We start from the raw sequence: 18,025 nt of genomic DNA, 5'->3' as shown, positions 1-18,025 counted from the left end.
TAAAAAGCGAGGTTTATTTATGAATTACGGAAAAAGAGGTATCGTGTCTCAAGCTAAAGCGCTTAGCTCAGGTGCCGACAGATGGGGAAAAAAATTCGGCCTTTTCGGCTTCTACTCTCTTATCTCAGGAATATTGGCAGTTGTGATCATAGGCATGAGCGCCGGATTCGGTGTGTTCATGGGAATAAAAGATCAGGCAAATGATATGGCAGATGAGCTGGAGCTACGTGCTATTCCCAAAGGTTTTTCTACATTTGTCGTTGATAAAGAGGGCACTGAAATAGCAAAACTTGATGCCGCTGACTCTAACAGAGTATCCGTACCCAAAGAAAAAATACCGACAAATATGACCAATGCCTTTGTTGCAGTAGAGGATGAACGTTTCTACGAACACAACGGTGTCGATATCCACGGTATCATCCGTGCCGGTTTTAAAGCTCTCTCATCCGGTGACATGTCACAGGGTGCAAGTACCATAACACAGCAGCTTATCAAAAACACGGTATTTAAGGACACCTGGACAAACGAATCCAAACTTGAGAAGGTTAAACGTAAGATCCAGGAACAGTTCCTTGCCGTTGAACTTGAAAAAAAAGAAAGCAAAGAAAACATCCTTTTAAACTACATGAATACCATTGCCTTAGGGCAAAGTGTCTATGGTGTTCAGGCTGCAGCAAAGACCTACTTTGGTAAAAACGTGCAGGATCTTACGCTTTCTGAATGTGCGGTAATTGCCGGAATCACACAGAATCCCAGCAAATATGACCCTCGTAGACATCCTGAAAACAATAAAGAAAAGAGAGATATTGTCCTTAACAAAATGCTTGCTCAAGGATATATCGATCAGAACGCTTACGATGATGCAATGTCTGACAATGTTTATGAGCGTATTACAACCGTAACCCAGGAAAATAGTAATAAAAAGCCTAATTCATACTTTGTAGATGCACTAATCGATGATGTTATAGCTTCTCTTTCCGACGAAAGCATCATGGGCGATAAGGTAATGTCCAGAGAGGACGCTGAAGATGCAGTTTATGCCGGAGGACTTAAGATTATTTCATCTCAGGATAAACATATTCAGGATATTTGTGATGAGGTTTTCAGCAATCCCGATAATTATCCTGACGGAACAAAGCTGTATCCGGATTACGCCCTGACAGTTCATCACAAGGACGGATCTGTCAACAACTACGGTAGTGTTGCACTTGGTAACTTCATGGGTAGCAAAGAAAAAATGATTTTTAAATCTCAAGAAGCTGCTGATGAAGCCATTGCAAAATTTAAAGAATCGGTTATAGATGAAGAAGCCGGCGATTACGTAGGCGAAAACGACGAGAGAATCCAGTATATTCCTCAGCCTCAGATTTCATTTACCGTTGAAGACCAAAGCACCGGTCAGGTAGTTGCTATCATCGGAGGACGTGGCGAAAAAGTTGCAAACCGAACACTCAATAGAGCTACAAGTTCACCAAGACAGCCCGGTTCAACATTTAAGATTCTTTCAACTTTTGCTCCCGGAATCGATCAGGGTTATTTTTCGCTTGCGAGCACCTTCCTTGATGCACCGTTCCACTACTCAGATGCAAAACGCACACTTGTTAAAAACCACTGGGGTGCCGAATACAAAGGTCTTAAATCAGTAAGATGGGCCATAGAACAATCCGCTAACGTTATAACCGTTGAGGCATTCACATACATTACACCTAAGGTTGGTTACGATTACCTTATCGATACCGGATTTACAACACTGGTTGAAAATGACGATAAAGGAAATACCGATATTCAGCAGCCTACTGCTCTCGGTGGTCTTACAAAAGGTGTATATAACTACGAACTTAATGCTGCTTATGCCGCAATAGCAAACGGCGGTATATATAATAAGCCTCATTTCTTCCAGCGTGTTCTTGACCACGATAATAATATACTTATCGATAACACAGAACCCGAATCAAAACGTGTTCTTAAAGAGACATCTGCGTACCTCCTTACAAGCGCCATGCAGGGCGTTGTACAGGGTCCCGGTACCGGTAAAGCTACAAACTTCGGCGGCGGTAAATTTGATATCGCCGGTAAAACAGGTACGACCACTAAATACGTAGACGTTTGGTTTGCAGGTTATACAAACTACTACACTGCTACCGCATGGGCAGGTTTCGACAACAACGTAAATTTGACCACATCTCCTGAAAAGAACCTTGCTAAGACCATGTGGAAAAAAGCGATGGAAAAAATCCACGAAGATCTTCCCGAATCACATTTCAAGCAACCTGCAGGAATAGTTACTCAGACTGTTTGCGCATCATCCGGTCTTTTACAAAATGAGGGATGTCCCGGTACGACTGAAATCTTCGACGCAGATAACGTTCCTATGGAGCACTGCGATGTGCACTATGTAGGTGAGATATGCGACATTGACAATAAACCTGCCGCACCGACATGCCCTTACCATCATACAGGCTACATTGAATCAAGACCTCAGAGACTTGATTCAATTGCATCAGGCTTTGATAACGCCGGATCGGCTCCTATCGGACAATGTCATCACACGCAGGAATTTATGGATAACGGTGGATTCCAGCAGGCTGAAGTGGAACGACAAGATGCTATCCAGCGACAGCTTGAAGCTCAGCAACAGGAAGCCCAGCAACAAGATGGTCAACCTCAGCCTGACGGGCAGGGGGATCAGCAACCTCAGCCACAACCGCAGCCCGAACCACAGCCACAACCGCAACCTGAAGGCGAAAACAATGGCGGTTAATCCAAAATAATAAAATGTAATCAGATAGATAATCGCAGCTCATATCGGGCTGCGATTTCCATTTCCTCTTGCAAAGCTTATACAAGATATGTATAATCATCTTGTTGTCTTTTTTGACATATGTGCGGATATGGCGGAATTGGCAGACGCGCTAGATTTAGGTTCTAGTGTCTTTGACGTAAGGGTTCAAGTCCCTTTATCCGCAGTAATAATAAAACCAGCAATTATGCGATTTGTTTCATTAGACGCATGGTTGCTGTTTTTGTTTTCTATTTTTTTGTATCTGATATATAGAATATAAAAAAATGTAATTCTGTTATAATAACAGCATAAATATCATTTCTGCAAAGGACACACCTGCCATGAACAAAAAAATTGATAACACAATAATAAACGGGCCTATTCTTAAAAGTATGCTTATATACTTTCTTACGCTGCTCTTAGGCTCTTTTTTCCAGCAACTTTATAATATATCGGACACATTGATCGTAGGAAACGTGCTCGGTCCCGAAGGTCTTGCATCAGTTGGTGGTTCCTCTGCGATTATCGTAAATATCTTTGTAGGAATCTTTATGGGACTATCATCGGGTGCAACGGTCATCATAGCGCAATTCTACGGTGCCAGACGCCACGAAGAAGTATCTAAGGCAGTTCATACCGCAATTGCCCTTGCGATCGTCGGTGGGCTTATTATTACGTATTTGGGCTATACCTTTTCAAGGCGTATTGTTATCCTCATGGATACTGCCCCTGACATCATCGACTCTTCCGTAACTTATCTGCGCATATTCTTTATGGGAATGGTATTTAACTTTGTATATAATATAGGCGCCGGAATACTCAGAGCCGTAGGTGACTCAAAGAGGCCACTGTATGTTCTGATGGCAAGCTGCTTAATAAATATCTTTCTGGATATACTCTTTGTTTATTATTTAGATATGGGTGTTGCAGGTGCTGCTATCGCAACAATAATATGCCAGCTCATAAGCGCATGTATCGTTCTCTATTTGCTCACAAAAGCAACCGACTCATATAAACTGACGCTCAGTAAAATACGCTTCGATATGCGCCTTTTGCTTAAGATTATAAGCATAGGTCTCCCGGCTGCCATACAGTCAACAATGTACACTTTTTCAAACCTGCTCATACAGACTTCAATAAACAGTTTCGGCCTTAATTACATAGCTGCATGGGCTGCATACGGTAAACTCGATTCAATATTCTGGATGGCTGTAAATTCGCTCGGAATCGCTGTTACAACATTCTCAGGCCAGAACTACGGCGCAGGAAAACTTGACAGAGTTAAGCAAAGCACAAAATGTGCCTTTGGAATCTCGCTGTCTCTCACTATTCCTATCAGCGTTATCTTCTATATATGGGCATATGAACTGCTTGCACTCTTTACCCCCGACAGCCCCGAGACCATTATGATCGGCGTCCAGATGATGCATTACCTTGCTCCGTTCTATTTTACTTTCCTAGGAGTAGAGATTTTCTCAGGAACACTTAGAGGAATGGGAACAGCCATAATCCCCATGATAATTACTTTGTGCGGAATATGCGTCCTCAGGATTATATGGATAAAAGGAGTATTTCCTTTCTTCCCACAGATAGAGACCATCGAGGCAAGCTATCCCATAACATGGATAACCACTACTGTTCTGTTCCTCTTCTATTACTTGTATTACATGAAATTTAAAGCAAATAAGGTTATAAACTAATCTCTGAGTTTTCTCCAACATGTATTTTCCTGGTCATATTTCGCACCTTTCATAAGCGCACTAAGCTCGTAAAATACCTCGCTAAGTGCTCTACGCAAAAAAACTGTAGTAGATTTTTTTCTTCTACTACAGTTCATAATTTCATTTAAGATGTCATGCTTTTTATGTGGTTTTAAAAATAATCCGGAAATGGCATCATTTGCCTGTGATGTCATTGATTATCTCACCTGCGATGATCAAGCCCACTACTGAAGGAACAAATGCAGTCGATCCGGGGATATCTCTTCTCTCCGTGCATTTTCTTGCTGTTCCAGGAGGGCAGATGCAGTGCTGTCTGCAACTTATCGACATATCCTCATACGGTCTTATCGGCTTTTCTTTAGAATATACTACCTTAAGAGATTCGATACCTCTTTTCCTGCATTCACGTCTCATAACTTTGGCAAGCGGACAAATTGACGTTTCATATATGTCAGCCACTTCGAACATTGCCGCATTTACTTTGTTTCCGGCACCCATTGATGATATAACGGGCACGCCTGCATCTCTTGATTTTTCTATTATTGCAAGCTTTCCCGTAACAGTATCGATTGCATCAACAACGTAATCATATTCCGTAAAATCAAACTGATCCTGAGTATCGGGAAGGAAAAAGGTCTTATATCCTCTGACTTCGCAGTCGGGATTTATCTCATGTATACGCTCTTCCGCAACGTCCACCTTGTACTTTCCGACTGTTTTCCTTGTTGCAAGTATCTGACGATTTATATTTGTGAGGCACACCTTGTCATCATCTATAAGATCAATGGCGCCCACTCCGCTCCTTACAAGAGCTTCCACCACATAACCGCCTACTCCGCCTATTCCAAAAACGGCAACGCGGGAAGCCTGCAGCTTAGCCATAGAATCTGCACCATATAACAACTGTGTCCTTGAAAACTGATTAAGCATCACAACCTCATTCTCAGGGAGTAATTCCCTTTATCTACTTCATTAACTAATTAGCCAAATCATAATATCATACTTCATAGCAATTGCAAAACACAAAATAGCGGCAGTTCACTATAGTTACACCTGCACCTACGCCATCGCCATCGCCATCGCCATCGCCATCGCCATCGCCATCGCCATCGCCATCGCCATCGCCATCAATTATATTTGATATAACTATCAATATTCCATTCCAAGTACAAGGGAATATTGTAAGTTGTAGTAGATTCGCACAAATTCTCGGCTATATTCTTCCGGGATAATTTCAATCCTTTCTTTGGTTGATATTTCTTGCAAAACTGCCTATAGCTCTTTGCTTGCGTATTATCTGCCGCCTTTACTTCTACCGGAACAATCTCACTTTCTTCTTCATAAATAAAATCCACTTCTGCCGTATTTCCTGAACGCCAGAAAAATGGCTCTTTTCCAAGCGACTTAAGCTCATTTAAAACATAATTTTCTGCAAAGGCACCTTTATATCTGACGTAAAGATCTGTCTCTTCCAATATCGTATTCACAGATACTTTGGATTTGGCTCGCAACAAACCGATATCAGACATATACACCTTAAAATATGTTTTATCAGCCGCACCTTCCAACGGTAATTCCGGCTTCTCAACCAATTCTGCTTTAACAAGCAAACCTGCATCTACCAGCCACTGTAACGCATCCTCCAATTCTGCTGAGCGCTTTCCTTCCTTCACATGAGAAAAAATAAATTTATTATTCTCTTTTGCCAACTGCACGGGAACCGAATCCCAGATCCAACGAATTTTAGGTACATCCGTAAGTGGTGCATGCTTAGAAAAATCATCCGAGTAATCATCTAATATTTCATTCTGTACCTCTATTACTTCGTTATAGTCGTGTGTCTCAATCCAGGTATTCACTACTTCAGGCATACCTCCAACGATATAATATGCCTTAAGCAATTCTTCCATTGGAACTGTGTACAACTTGGGAATCTCTCGATCAATCGGCCATTCTTTAAAAATATCTATTAAATCCGCTCTGCCGTTTGCAATAATAAATTCTTTAAAACTCATAGGATAAAGCTGAATACGATTTACTTTTCCTACCGGAAATGAGATCTGTTTCTTCTTTAAGGCAACTCCAAGCAATGAACCTGCACATACTATATGCAGTTCCCTCTTTTTCTCACAAAAATATTTTAGCGATGTGATCGCTCTCGTGCATTCCTGAATCTCATCGAAAAAGATAAGAGTTTTTCCCGGAGTTATCTGTATTTTAAAATGTTGTTCCAATTCCTTTATGATTCTGTCAACATCAAAGTCATAATCAAAAATAGCCGCCAATGTCTCATCCGACTCAAAATTGACATATACATAGCTCTCAAAGTTCTTACGAGCAAACTCATTTACAATATAAGTCTTTCCACATTGCCTTACTCCGGTAAGAATCAATGGCTTTCTACGTGACTTATCTTTCCATTTTTCCAGATCATTTAATATTTCTCTATGCATTTTGCAAAACTCCTATGACTTTTGCAATAATTATACAAAAAGTCCTATGACTTTTGCAAGTTGTACGCAAAAAGTCATAGGACTTTTGCAGAATGTATTGCAAAAACCATAGGACTATAATGGTAGCCTTTCATATTTTGTTTTTTATTAGCTGCTTGCTGCAATTATGGAAAATCAGAAACCTAATTTGCCGTATCTTCCATCCTTTTTGGCAATACCGCCATTATCAGTATATTTTCTCTATCTTTCCTTCGATTCCATACATGCGCATGAACTCTGCAAGATCGTCATTTCCCCTAATGAGCATGACTTCCTCAAACGCACCTGTATGTATATCCTGAAAGCCCGCAATCTGCTCACCGTTACATATGCTCGCTTTGATAACAGGACGCCGGTTCTCCTTGTCATATGTTTTTATTTCTCTTTTTTTCTTAAAAAACATATCGGCTCCTCCATCCTATACATTCTTGAACATGAAGTTCAAGAATGCATCAACCAAGCCAATTTGAATCGACTTCGTCGATAGGGCTTGGTTGACTCCTGAATCATGTTCTCACGAAATCCGCAACCAGTGCGGATTTCTGTAATTTCATTTAAGATGTCATACCATTTCTTACAACTTATGAATAATCATACCGTTTTTCAGGGAAAAATAAAATAGATCAGTGGTATCTATGCATTCTTGAACATGATGTTCAAGAATGCATCAACCAAGCCAATTTGAATCGACTTCGTCGATAGGGCTTGGTTGACTCCTGAATCATGTTCTCACGAAATCCGCAGCTGGTGCGGATTTCTGTAATTTCATTTAAGATGTCATACATATCAAAACATATGCTGTTTTATCGTCTTGAGTTTATTTATTCTATGCAAATCCTGTTTACATTGCGCGTAGGAATTCGGTGACATATAATTGTCCATGTGGTCTTGGCTGAGAAAGATTTTTTGAAAATAAGAGGGAAATGTTGTGAGATTTAATCATCTATTATCAATAATAGCAGTAACAATAATACTTTCAGGATGTGGTTCATCTGTTTCTATGATTACCGAAAACAATAACAAAGATACCGCAAGCAACGCATCTACTGCTGAACTTTCAGTGGAAGAGCTTAAAGAATTCACAGATCTTTTTAATACGATTGAATATAATGGTTTTCTTTCATATGATTTTGATGCTCCGGAAAATATTGATTGGAACGAGATTTTAAAATTGGGTGCCCAAATTGCTTCCAAAGATTGTAGCCCAGAAGAAATCAACTCTTATCTAAAATCCACTGATCAAAGTGATTTCCCCGAATACGCAAATCTTTATGCCATAAACAAGTACGACCTCGCTGATTTTATCAAAAGACATACAGGTAATGATTACATACCTGATAATAAAGATATTAATTGGGTATACAACAAAGATACTGACTCTTTTTATAAAAAAATTTATGATAGCGATTTTAGATATAACGGATATGATTGCATATCAGGAGAAAAAATAGGCGATAAATATATTCTTCGGCTTAAGTTCAGTCCCGAAAAGAGTGTTAAGCTCAATTCAGATTTGTCCAATGCATATTACGGCGAATATGCCGACAGGATTGTGAAATTTTCCAAAGAAGGTGATGACCTTGTCTTTGAGTCAAACAAGATTCAGTGGGACGATCACTGTGTTCCCGAACAGACCTTTGACGTAAATCTCGCTCAGTATGACTCTCCGGTACATTTTGTTACCTACAAGGAAAACCCTCAACAAACAGAAATGATCCTCGTAGAAGGCGGGAAATGTATCTCCTCCATTGAACCAAGTATTTATCTAGAAAACGTTGATGCTGTCGGTTTCTTTGATTTTAACGCAGACGGAATGGATGACGCAGTAATTGTCGGTGATACAGACCATGATAAACATCTACTTTTGGAAGCTGCAACAACAGATAATGAATGCTTTGAATTTTTTGCAGACTATGGAGAAGAAGAAGCAAAGGCAATTGGTGGGGATCTGACAATCAAAGGAATGAAAGCCGCTCTTCTTGGTGATAACAAAGACGGAAAATATGATAATTACAAAGACGCCTATGCTCAGATTGTAAAAACCTTCTGCTATGCAGATTACCCACTGACTTACGACCTTATATATGTAGATGACGATGATATTCCTGAACTTGTTGCCGGTACAAAATGCTGTGTATCTCTTTATAGCTTTAAAGATGGTCACGCCTGTCCTCTGATGTATCAATGGGTATTCGGTGCAATGGGTAATAAAGGTTACGAATATTCCCCTAAGAATAATGTTATTTACAACGGAAATGCCGATGATGCCGGTGCCACATATTACAACACATATATGGCCATAGATGATGAAAGAAAACTTGTTATAAGCTATTGGACAAAGGATCTTCACTTTATCGACGAAAACAAATCACCTTTAGAAGAAGAACTTGCATCATCAAGTGAATATGTCACCACCACAAAGTATTATAGTGAAATAGACAAAGATATATCCGAAGATGAAATCAAAAAAGTAATCGACAAATATGCTTCCTACCAGTATGAACAACTGATTGGAACTCAGGATTATGACAGCATCATGAAACAGCTCGCTAATTGAGGAAATCTGTTCATTGCTGTTCTGATTATATGTTCAAAATCTTGCTTTAATAAATGACATTGGGACGGTTCAGCTGTCACACCTGGTATCGACTGTCCCTTTGACATAGTCTTTTTACACATTGTTTGAGAATGAAATAGAAACTAAAAATAGAGCATTTAAGCATTTCACTCGCGAAATGCTAGCGCGAGAGCGGATTGCGTAAACAATATATTCTTTTCCGCGAGCTGCGCATCCATTGCGGAGCGTTATTCATTATTCATAAACTTTATTACTTTATACTGCTTTTATCAAAAATTCTTAAACACTCGTACTTTTTAAACTACATTTCTTTAAAAATGCAGCGATGATTATTGTCAAAATCCATATAGGATAAACACTTCCCAAACACAAAGCAAAATAGAAATATCCTAAATCATCCACCTCCGGATAGAACTCTCTGTGTAATTGATAATATACTACACTATCATGCGCTATAAAAAGAAAATGAACATATATAGCAGAAAATATTGCTATAGTTATTGTAACTAAATTGATCATCCCTCCTGATTTCTTCCTGCGACTTAATATCAAAATAATTCCTGCTATCACTATACCTACATAATAGATAAAAAAGAACCATGAATAAAAATCAACATGGTTATACTTCCATAAATAATCCAAACAATCATCCAAAAAACCTAATCCGGCATCTCCTACAGCCCAGTAGATTGTTTCAAACCCAACTCCTGCAACTATCGCCAGAAATCCCAAAAGAAATACTTTTATAATTTTATTTTTAGGTCCCTCAGCCTCGGTCACCAATTCTTCTTTATGTTCTTCTCTCATTTCTTTCCTTTCTTCTCCAACAAAAAACTGTCCAGCCATTATGACTGAACAGTTAAATGAATGAGACATGGGGGATTCGAACCCCCGACAACTTGATTAAAAGTCAAGTGCTCTACCACCTGAGCTAATATCCCATGTTCAATATGTAATTTTGCGACGAAACATCTCACCGCTAACTGGGCTAGCCGGATTCGAACCGTCGTATGCAGCAGTCAAAGTGCTGTGCCTTACCGCTTGGCGATAGCCCAAGATTGTAAGAGCTTAACGCTATACTCCGCTGTAGCAATTACAAAAATTTGTTCCAGACTCACTATGTGTTTGCCTGAATCAAGTAATGCAAGATGATAATCAAGCTATTACTCAGGGTGGCTAGAGGGACTCGAACCCTCGGTCTCCAGAACCACAATCTGGCGCGTTAACCAACTACGCTATAGCCACCATATAAAAATGTGCCCGAAGGGATTCGAACCCCCGACCCACGGCTTAGAAGGCCGTTGCTCTATCCAGCTGAGCTACGGACACATGTTTCAATGTTAAGTAGAATACTTGATTCAAAAAGGAACTTCTGCTCTCAAAGCCCCCAAGTGCTCTACTCAAAGCGGGTGATGGGAATCGAACCCACGTATCTAGCTTGGAAGGCTAGTGTTCTACCATTGAACTACACCCGCGTATACAATATTTAGTTAATGTTTAGCTTAACCCCTGATCGGGGTGACAGGATTCGAACCTGCGACCCCCTGCTCCCAAAGCAGGTGCTCTAGCCAAGCTGAGCCACACCCCGTCTTGTTCGCATTAAGGTCTAAGCCGTAACGCGAGATTTATTATATAATAGTCTTTCAAGGGTTGTCAACATTATTTTTTCTTATTTTTTAAATATTTTTATGTTGTAAAATACCGTAGTTACAGGTATTTTATTTCATATTGAATTTCATCTTTTTCAATCGTCAGAATAAGATAACTTGGTCTTCGCCCTTCCTGCCTGGGATATGAAAGGCTTCCGGGATTGAAGATGTAGACTCCGCCCATAGTCTTGGCAACAGGCTTATGCGTATGACCGAAGAAAATAAGCTCAGCCCCTCTCGCGATTCCCTCACTCCTAAGATTTTCAAGATCCATACTTACAAGATACTGATGTCCATGCGTCAGAAAAGCTCTGTGTCCATCCAATGTAAAAGTAAGCTCTCTTCCAAGTGTCGAGAAGAAGTCATTGTTGCCCGCAACGAAATATACCGGACAATCGGCCGCGAGGGCAAATTTTCCTTCGGATCCCTCAAAGTCTCCGCAATGGATTATCCCATCAATTGCCCCTTCCGCATCAAGAACATTATAAAAGTTGTCATCTCTTCCGTGAGTATCACTCACCACCAAATATCTGTGCATCAATCAGTCTCCCGTTTCGCATCATTGTCACGCATTATCTGAAACAAAAGGCAGATATCAAGGTCTGCCGCAAAACGACAACTATGCAAGTTCTTCTTTAAGGAGTTTAGCCATCTCTCTAAGTGCTTTGCCTCTATGACTTATCGCATTTTTTTCTTCAGCTGAAATCTCCGCACTTGTCTTCTTATATTCCGGAAGATAAAAGATCGGATCGTAACCAAAACCGTTTGCTCCCGCTATCTCGTAGCCGATTATTCCTTCCATCTTCCCAACTGTAGAAAGCTTTTTTCCATCGGGAAGTACTGCCGAAATGGCACATACGAACCTTGCCGTACGCTCACTATCGGGAACGCCGTTCAGCCTCTCGATAAGATTGTTATTCTTCTCTGTATACGATGTTTCTTTTCCCATATATCTTGCAGAATAAACGCCCGGCTCTCCATTCAGATAATCAATCTCAAGTCCCGAATCATCGGCAAGTACTATCGTCTCTTCCGCCTCTTTTGGGAACTTTTCCTTAATGATCTGTGCGATTGCCGAAGCCTTGATCATCGAGTTCTCGGCAAATGTCTCGCCATTCTCTTCAACGTCTTCAAAAACGCCTGCTTCTTTCATTGAGATGATCTCTATATTCAGAGTATCCAAAATCTCGCGTATTTCCTTTAATTTGTCGTTATTTCCGGTCGCAAATACTATTCTCATTCCAACTCCTTATATCCGTCTAAAATCGCCTGATAGATGCCCTCAGCGGCTTTTTGCCTGTAAGAGCCCGTAGCAAGCTTCTCCGCATCCTCATTTCCCGTCAGATATCCCAATGAAATCTTGGCTGTAGGTACTACGGAGTTCTTGATAAGAGCGTCGCTCTCGTCACATTCATATATTCCAAGCGCCGTGTTTCCCGTATTGTTCGCGCAGCAACGCTCCACGATATCGGCAAATTTCACATTGCTAAGATCTCTTATAAAAAAAGTTCCGTTATAAAATGTTTCTATCCCGTTATTGTCTTTGTCCGGAGAATCGGACGTAGCTATCTTGACAGCCATATCCGCGCAGGATTCCCTGATAAGAAGCTCTTTACTCTCATCCGAAATATCAGTATCCGACATATGGGTGAAAAAAAACTTGATCTTGTTCTCAACATCTTTTTCCGCGATACTTCTAAGTCTCTGCGCAACGTCAAGTGTGACCTCTTTTTCAGAAAGTCCTACCCCCGGCAAAAAGCCGCCAAACGACTTATTCATTTCCGGATCGATCAGAACAATCTTGTCATACCTGTCTTTGGGTTTAAAAAACTCGACCTCAATTGTGCTGTGATCGGTAAGTGCGCTCTCATTTGCATAAAAACCGCCAAGCTTAAAATCAAGGCACACGCTTCCCGTGTTGTTTTCCGTGTGGCAAACCGCACTTTCCAAAATTCCTGTATCCGAAACAATCGCATTATCGCCGTAGAAGCCCTCTTCTCTACTGTCTATATAGATCAGAAGTTCATGATCGGAATACCTGTCTTCAAGCTTGATATCCTCAGAGCTTACGCTTTTCGCAAGAGGAATGATAAGTTTCATCTTTCCGTCTTCCGGATCTCCCTTTTGGATCAGCAGATCAAAAGATTTTCCCGAATTAACACTACTAACAGGCATTTCTGCGGCATCTGTTATAAGTATATGTTTAGTCGCGGATCTGTGAAGCATAAGCGTAATAGAGACAACGCCGAATACTGCTGCCAAAACCGCTGCTTTTCTCATTCCCTCTTTTTTCATGACAATGGCTCACTCGCTTCTTCTTGGAGGCTTGGGTCCCATAAACTGATAAAAATAGGTCTTTATCATTCCGTTATATATTTTTCTGTTCTTATCAGCTTTTTTGCCTATAAATTTCTCAGCCTGTTCATAGCCCGTGATAAGATACATCGACCATGCGTCAAGGCTCTTAAATCTTTCTCCTATTGTCTTGTAAAGCTGCGGAAGAATATCTTTATCACCGATTCTCTCTCCGTATGGAGGATTCGTGATAATAAATCCGTACTTCTTCCTGTGGCTTAAATCAGCAATATCTCTAGCCTGGAAGTGGATCATGTTCTCAACGCCGGCTTTCCTTGCATTGATCCTGGCAATCTCAACCATCTCGGGATCAAGGTCATAGCCCTGAATATCGACATCTATATCGGTGATTATCTCTTCCTGCGCTTCTTCCCTGACATCCTTCCAGTTCTGAGGCGTGATAAGATGTGTCCAGCTCTCCGCTGTAAAGCTTCTGTTCATTCCGGGAGCTATATTCGCCGCCATCATTGCCGCTTCGATAGGGATTGTTCCGCTTCCGCAAAAAGGATCCACAAGTATCCTGCTGCCGTTCCAAGGTGTCAGCATAATAAGCGCAGCGGCAAGGTTCTCGGCGATAGGCGCTTTGGATTCAAGTTTTCTGTAGCCTCTTTTGTGAAGGGAATCACCTGTTGTATCAAGCGCAACCGTGACTTCGTCCTTCATGAGAAAAACTCTTATCGGATAGCTCTCCGCATCCTCCTTAAACCAGTCTGTGTGATAGCTGAGTTTTAGTTTTTCAACTATAGCTTTTTTCGTAATTGATTGAATATCTGAAGGGCTAAAGAGTTTGCTCTTAACACTTGATGCTTTTTTTACCCAGAACTTTCCCCGCTCGGGTATAAACTCTTCCCAAGGAAGTTCCTTCACTCCCTGGTACAGCTCTTCAAAAGACTCTGCGTGAAAACTTCCCACTTTAATAAGGATTCTCTCCGCAGTTCTAAGACCAATATTGGCACGGCATACTGCATCCGCATCTCCCGCGAAAGTAATTCTGCCGTCCGAGACCTCAGTTATGTCATAGCCGAGATCTATTATTTCTTTTTTAAGTACCGCCTCCAGGCCAAAGTGGCAAGGGGCTATCAATTCCATCTTTTTCATACCAAGATAGTATACCATAAAAACCAAAGAGTTGCTTTGCAACTCTTTGCGTGCCGATGTGCAGAAGTTGCAAATATAGAATAGAACTAGTCTAATATTTGTGTGATCCGGCATATTTTACATACGCATCTGTAAATCCACTTGCCTTAGCCTTATCAAGCGCCTCGTTGGCCTCTTCTTCCGTTGTAAAAAGACCTGCCGTCACAACATAATACGGTTCGGGATTCAGTTCCTCAAAATCGGGAGTATATACTACCGAACAATTATTGAAGCCTGCTTCCTTGAGCGCACTTAACGTTTCACCACAGTCTTTTTCGTCCTTGAAAGCTTTAATGAACACACCATAGTACTTATCACCTGTAACTTTGTTAATACTTATAGATGTTATGACCATTCCATACTTTGATTCACTATTCGGCTCAAGTTCATATGTTACCACATAGTTTGAATAATCGGGCTTTTGCTCCAGTTCTCCCCAGTATCCCCAGAACACATTGACCTTTCCGATATACTTGCCATTCTCTTCAGTGACCGTGCATTCCTGGTTCTTAAAATCTGTCTCTGTTTCTACCTCCTTATCGATGATCAGCGCACATGACTCGTTTCCCGTTTTGTACAATACTGCATCATGAAGATCGCACATAGGTCCTGACGGAAGCTCTCCCAAGTCGGCCTTGGTTCCGAAAAGATCAAGACAATTTTTATCAACATCTTTTTTAGACACCGATGCACCATGGAATCCATCGCCGTTAGGTCCTGTCTCGGCACTTTTATCCTCGGAAACGCCTCCGGTGCCAATAACGAAAGTACTGTCGATTATGCCATCCGGCTCACAGGCAAGTACAGCGGCTCTTATCCTTTCTTCACCTGTTAGTTCCAGCTTAATTTCTCCGGCTTCCTGAGGACTGTATTCAGCCTCTTTCATCATCGAAGCCCACAGAAAACTGCTAAGAGCATCACTCATTTCCTTAAGCGACTTTTCTGCAGCTGCAGTATCGAATTCCGCCGTCTTCTCAAGCTCATTCTCTACTGTCTTTTCTTCTTTCTTTGCCTGATCGGTGGTATCTGCAGCATCGCTCTGCCCGCATCCTGCAAAAATACCACACATCATAAGACAAATCATAATTGCAACAATTGTTTTTTTCTTCATCTTTTACTCTTTCCCACTATAACCTGTTATTATTTGATCATTTCCTCTACTTTTGCTGTCGGCTTCACTGTCATTTCCATCCATGCCGGCAAAAATCCACTCTTTATGGCATTTCTCATTGATCTGATATTAGACCAGGCAGAACAATAAAACGGAACTTTATCACGCTTCAAAATCTCAAGAGCAAGCCTTGAAGTCAGTGCCGATGCTATTCCTTTTCTGCGATACTCAGGTAAAACATCAACTCCTATCTGCCACATTTCATTTGCATCTGAGGAACAGCCGGCAAGTCCGACCAGATTCTCTCCATCATATGCTCCTACTGCAAGCACATCCAGATTTTTTCTATAGCTACACAATGCATTTGACCATTCCGGCAAATAGAGTCCTTCAAAATCTTTCGGACTCAATACGCGCAGTTCATAAGCACACGGCAAGCTTGTCAATCTGTTAAGATCAGGAAGATAGTACTCTGCCATAAAACAAACGGTGTACCCCTTTGGCTCAATTTGCTTGTTCAGCCAATACATATAAGGAGTCTCGAAGCAGTGATAAAACTCAAATTTCTTTATATACCCACCTATTATTTCGGATAATTCTTCTGTAGCTGCCGCAACCACATTATTTCCATATGATATAAAATCGCCTCCTATCGGCAGTTCATAATATCTTTTTGCGTCCTGCCCCAACCTAAACGGAACAATCACATTTGTATCCAAAAGAAAATCCTCCGGCCTGCAACCGATATCTTCCGCAGATTGTCTCATCGCAATCTGCAATAATTCGTTATTTGTCATCGTTTCACCTTCCCACTATCATATAAAAAATAGCAATAAAAGGGAGCTGGAAAAAATGATTTTCTCATTTTTTCACAGCCCCTTCTTAACTGTAATGTGAGTGACAAGATTCGAACTCGCGACCTTCTGGTCCGTAGCCAGACGCTCTATCCAGCTGAGCTACACTCACATAGTGTCGCCTGCGGCAACAAACTATATTATATGTACCGCAGGCGTCTTTGTCAATAATATTTTTCTTTTAAGTTCCATATGGTGAATAGCTGTTTTTTTCTGCTGCTTCTGCGGCTTTGGTCTGAGCCACAAGTTTCTCCATATCGGGTCTTGCAAATTCAAAGCACGCAAGAAGCTTGGGTGAGAATACGCCGCATTCGCCGTTTTTGATCATATCATAGGCTTTATCCACAGGATATGCGGATTTATATACACGATCGCTTACAAGGGCGTCGTATACGTCGGCAATGGCTGTGAGCTGAGCTCCTATGGAGTTCTCTTCGCCCTTTAGCCCGTCGGGGTATCCCCTTCCGTCGTATCTCTCGTGGTGGTGTCTGCAGATATCGAGGCAGGCTTCGTAATATTCTTTATCCTGAATATCTTTGAGCTTCTCGATTATCTCACACCCTCTTGTCGTATGAGACTTCATCACTTCGAACTCTTCGGAAGTAAGTCTTCCGGGTTTAAGAAGGATTGAATCGGGAACCGAGATCTTGCCTACATCATGCATGGCTGAAGCCTGTGTTATGACTTCTATCATGTGCGGCGTAAGTCCTAGCTCCGGGTAATTGTTCATCGCCGTAAGAGCAAGAATTCGCACGAATCCCTTGATTCTCTTAAGGTGATAGCCCGATTCCATATTTCTGAATTCGATGATGGTCGCAATCGTATCTATGACCTTTTCGTTGCTGTAACGAAGTTTTTCTTCCTGTTTTTTCAGATAGATGAACTGCTTCTTCAAGACTCTCGTCTGATCATCTATCTTACTCTCAAGATTATTCTTGTGATCGTATAACTCTATTGCTTTTGAAACACGCCTGTCTACAATGACAGGATCGAAAGGCTTGTGAATTACGTCCGCCGCACCCTTCTCGTAGCTGGTTCTTTCTGCCTCGGTAGACGTATCCGCAGTGATCATGAGCACAGGTATTTTCTCGTTTAAGTTGTCCTGACTTACCATAGATTCCAGAACAGCATAACCGTCCATTCCCGGCATGATAACATCAAGCAATATGGCAGCAAGCTTTGAGCGCTCCTGATTGATAAGTCTCACAGCTTCACTTCCGTCACTCGCCTCTATGATGTTGTACTTATCTTTAAAAATCTCTGCAAGGATACCTCTGTTAATGTCATTGTCATCAACAAGCATAATTGAACGATCAGCCATCAAAAGCCTCCATGAGTTTTAAGTC

15 protein-coding genes and 8 tRNA genes are annotated in these 18,025 nt (G+C 41.2%); 4 read left to right on the top strand and 19 right to left on the bottom strand.

Annotation, left to right across the window (positions count from 1 at the left end; all coding sequences use genetic code 11):
• The first annotated feature begins 19 nt into the window (after positions 1-19).
• From T356_RS19290 to T356_RS0111580, 3 genes are all read left to right on the top strand, one after another.
• Positions 20-2,761, top strand: coding sequence for a transglycosylase domain-containing protein (locus tag T356_RS19290; protein ID WP_051563396.1), 2,742 nt, complete (start codon positions 20-22; stop codon positions 2,759-2,761).
• A 124-nt stretch (positions 2,762-2,885) separates the two neighbouring features.
• Positions 2,886-2,966 (top strand) — tRNA-Leu (locus tag T356_RS0111585).
• A 157-nt stretch (positions 2,967-3,123) separates the two neighbouring features.
• Positions 3,124-4,482 carry an MATE family efflux transporter gene (locus tag T356_RS0111580; protein ID WP_026514617.1) on the top strand — a complete coding sequence of 453 codons (1,359 nt, stop codon included), beginning with the start codon at positions 3,124-3,126 and terminating at the stop codon, positions 4,480-4,482.
• Between the two features lie 195 nt (positions 4,483-4,677).
• Here T356_RS0111580 and T356_RS0111570 read toward each other — a convergent pair whose 3' ends face one another.
• From T356_RS0111570 to T356_RS0111555, 4 genes are all read right to left on the bottom strand, one after another.
• A complete protein-coding gene (locus tag T356_RS0111570) occupies positions 4,678-5,433 on the bottom strand; it encodes a tRNA threonylcarbamoyladenosine dehydratase (protein ID WP_026514615.1) in 756 nt (251 codons plus the stop codon).
• A gap of 67 nt (positions 5,434-5,500) precedes the next feature.
• Positions 5,501-5,656: a hypothetical protein gene (locus tag T356_RS21130; protein WP_155839028.1), complete on the bottom strand. Its 156-nt coding sequence runs from the start codon at positions 5,654-5,656 to the stop codon at positions 5,501-5,503.
• Positions 5,631-6,956 carry an ATP-binding protein gene (locus tag T356_RS0111560; RefSeq protein WP_026514614.1) on the bottom strand — a complete coding sequence of 442 codons (1,326 nt, stop codon included), beginning with the start codon at positions 6,954-6,956 and terminating at the stop codon, positions 5,631-5,633. The genes T356_RS21130 and T356_RS0111560 overlap by 26 nt, the downstream gene beginning before the upstream one ends.
• Before the next feature lie 226 nt (positions 6,957-7,182).
• Positions 7,183-7,398 carry a hypothetical protein gene (locus T356_RS0111555; RefSeq protein WP_026514613.1) on the bottom strand — a complete coding sequence of 72 codons (216 nt, stop codon included), beginning with the start codon at positions 7,396-7,398 and terminating at the stop codon, positions 7,183-7,185.
• 525 nt (positions 7,399-7,923) lie between these two features.
• Here T356_RS0111555 and T356_RS0111550 point away from each other — a divergent pair.
• Positions 7,924-9,552, top strand: a complete 1,629-nt coding sequence (locus T356_RS0111550) for a hypothetical protein (protein WP_026514612.1) — start codon at positions 7,924-7,926, stop codon at positions 9,550-9,552.
• 300 nt (positions 9,553-9,852) lie between these two features.
• Here the strand turns inward: T356_RS0111550 and T356_RS0111545 are convergent, their stop codons facing one another.
• The 15 genes from T356_RS0111545 to T356_RS19285 all read right to left on the bottom strand — a co-directional run bounded on the left by T356_RS0111545 (position 9,853) and on the right by T356_RS19285 (position 18,000).
• The gene (locus T356_RS0111545) at positions 9,853-10,449 is read right to left on the bottom strand and encodes a hypothetical protein (RefSeq protein WP_026514611.1); all 597 of its coding nucleotides are present in this window, start codon (positions 10,447-10,449) and stop codon (positions 9,853-9,855) included.
• Positions 10,442-10,514 (bottom strand) — tRNA-Lys (locus tag T356_RS0111540). The genes T356_RS0111545 and T356_RS0111540 overlap by 8 nt, the downstream gene beginning before the upstream one ends.
• Positions 10,515-10,556: 42 nt before the next feature.
• Positions 10,557-10,628 (bottom strand) — tRNA-Gln (locus tag T356_RS0111535).
• Positions 10,629-10,744: 116 nt separating this feature from the next.
• Positions 10,745-10,818 (bottom strand) — tRNA-His (locus T356_RS0111530).
• Positions 10,819-10,828: 10 nt separating this feature from the next.
• Positions 10,829-10,902, bottom strand: a tRNA-Arg gene (locus T356_RS0111525).
• Positions 10,903-10,977: 75 nt separating this feature from the next.
• Positions 10,978-11,048: transfer RNA gene (locus T356_RS0111520), tRNA-Gly, on the bottom strand.
• A 38-nt stretch (positions 11,049-11,086) separates the two neighbouring features.
• Positions 11,087-11,161: transfer RNA gene (locus T356_RS0111515), tRNA-Pro, on the bottom strand.
• 119 nt (positions 11,162-11,280) lie between these two features.
• Complete coding sequence (locus T356_RS0111510; protein ID WP_026514610.1) at positions 11,281-11,760, bottom strand: metallophosphoesterase family protein; 480 nt, start codon at positions 11,758-11,760, stop codon at positions 11,281-11,283.
• Between the two features lie 81 nt (positions 11,761-11,841).
• On the bottom strand, positions 11,842-12,462 hold the full coding sequence (rdgB, locus tag T356_RS0111505; RefSeq protein ID WP_026514609.1) for an RdgB/HAM1 family non-canonical purine NTP pyrophosphatase: 621 nt from the start codon (positions 12,460-12,462) through the stop codon (positions 11,842-11,844).
• Positions 12,459-13,517, bottom strand: a complete 1,059-nt coding sequence (locus T356_RS0111500) for an N-acetylmuramoyl-L-alanine amidase family protein (RefSeq protein ID WP_026514608.1) — start codon at positions 13,515-13,517, stop codon at positions 12,459-12,461. Before T356_RS0111500 ends, rdgB begins: the two co-directional genes overlap by 4 nt.
• Before the next feature lie 9 nt (positions 13,518-13,526).
• Complete coding sequence (locus T356_RS0111495; protein WP_026514607.1) at positions 13,527-14,675, bottom strand: THUMP domain-containing class I SAM-dependent RNA methyltransferase; 1,149 nt, start codon at positions 14,673-14,675, stop codon at positions 13,527-13,529.
• A 91-nt stretch (positions 14,676-14,766) separates the two neighbouring features.
• On the bottom strand, positions 14,767-15,825 hold the full coding sequence (locus tag T356_RS0111490; protein ID WP_026514606.1) for an SPOR domain-containing protein: 1,059 nt from the start codon (positions 15,823-15,825) through the stop codon (positions 14,767-14,769).
• Between the two features lie 29 nt (positions 15,826-15,854).
• A complete protein-coding gene (locus T356_RS0111485; protein WP_026514605.1) occupies positions 15,855-16,622 on the bottom strand; it encodes a GNAT family N-acetyltransferase in 768 nt (255 codons plus the stop codon).
• A 95-nt stretch (positions 16,623-16,717) separates the two neighbouring features.
• Positions 16,718-16,791: transfer RNA gene (locus T356_RS0111480), tRNA-Arg, on the bottom strand.
• Between the two features lie 69 nt (positions 16,792-16,860).
• The gene (locus tag T356_RS19285) at positions 16,861-18,000 is read right to left on the bottom strand and encodes an HD domain-containing phosphohydrolase (RefSeq protein ID WP_035781001.1); all 1,140 of its coding nucleotides are present in this window, start codon (positions 17,998-18,000) and stop codon (positions 16,861-16,863) included.
• Positions 18,001-18,025: the final 25 nt, after the last annotated feature.

The sequence above is a fragment of the Butyrivibrio sp. LB2008 genome (assembly GCF_000621565.1).
GTDB lineage: Bacteria > Bacillota > Clostridia > Lachnospirales > Lachnospiraceae > Butyrivibrio.
The sequence above is the reverse complement of the archived record's forward strand: the minus strand, read 5'-3'. Positions and strand labels throughout refer to the sequence as shown.

Coding starts and splice junctions, on each gene's coding strand:
- T356_RS0111510 (WP_026514610.1), bottom strand. CDS start 11,760: ATGCACAGATATTTGGTGGTGAGTGATACTCACGGAAGAGATGACAAC.
- T356_RS0111570 (WP_026514615.1), bottom strand. CDS start 5,433: ATGCTTAATCAGTTTTCAAGGACACAGTTGTTATATGGTGCAGATTCT.
- T356_RS0111560 (WP_026514614.1), bottom strand. CDS start 6,956: ATGCATAGAGAAATATTAAATGATCTGGAAAAATGGAAAGATAAGTCA.
- rdgB (WP_026514609.1), bottom strand. CDS start 12,462: ATGAGAATAGTATTTGCGACCGGAAATAACGACAAATTAAAGGAAATA.
- T356_RS19285 (WP_035781001.1), bottom strand. CDS start 18,000: ATGGCTGATCGTTCAATTATGCTTGTTGATGACAATGACATTAACAGA.
- T356_RS0111545 (WP_026514611.1), bottom strand. CDS start 10,449: ATGTCTCATTCATTTAACTGTTCAGTCATAATGGCTGGACAGTTTTTT.
- T356_RS0111495 (WP_026514607.1), bottom strand. CDS start 14,675: ATGAAAAAGATGGAATTGATAGCCCCTTGCCACTTTGGCCTGGAGGCG.
- T356_RS19290 (WP_051563396.1), top strand. CDS start 20: ATGAATTACGGAAAAAGAGGTATCGTGTCTCAAGCTAAAGCGCTTAGC.
- T356_RS0111555 (WP_026514613.1), bottom strand. CDS start 7,398: ATGTTTTTTAAGAAAAAAAGAGAAATAAAAACATATGACAAGGAGAAC.
- T356_RS0111490 (WP_026514606.1), bottom strand. CDS start 15,825: ATGAAGAAAAAAACAATTGTTGCAATTATGATTTGTCTTATGATGTGT.
- T356_RS0111580 (WP_026514617.1), top strand. CDS start 3,124: ATGAACAAAAAAATTGATAACACAATAATAAACGGGCCTATTCTTAAA.
- T356_RS0111500 (WP_026514608.1), bottom strand. CDS start 13,517: ATGAAAAAAGAGGGAATGAGAAAAGCAGCGGTTTTGGCAGCAGTATTC.
- T356_RS0111485 (WP_026514605.1), bottom strand. CDS start 16,622: ATGACAAATAACGAATTATTGCAGATTGCGATGAGACAATCTGCGGAA.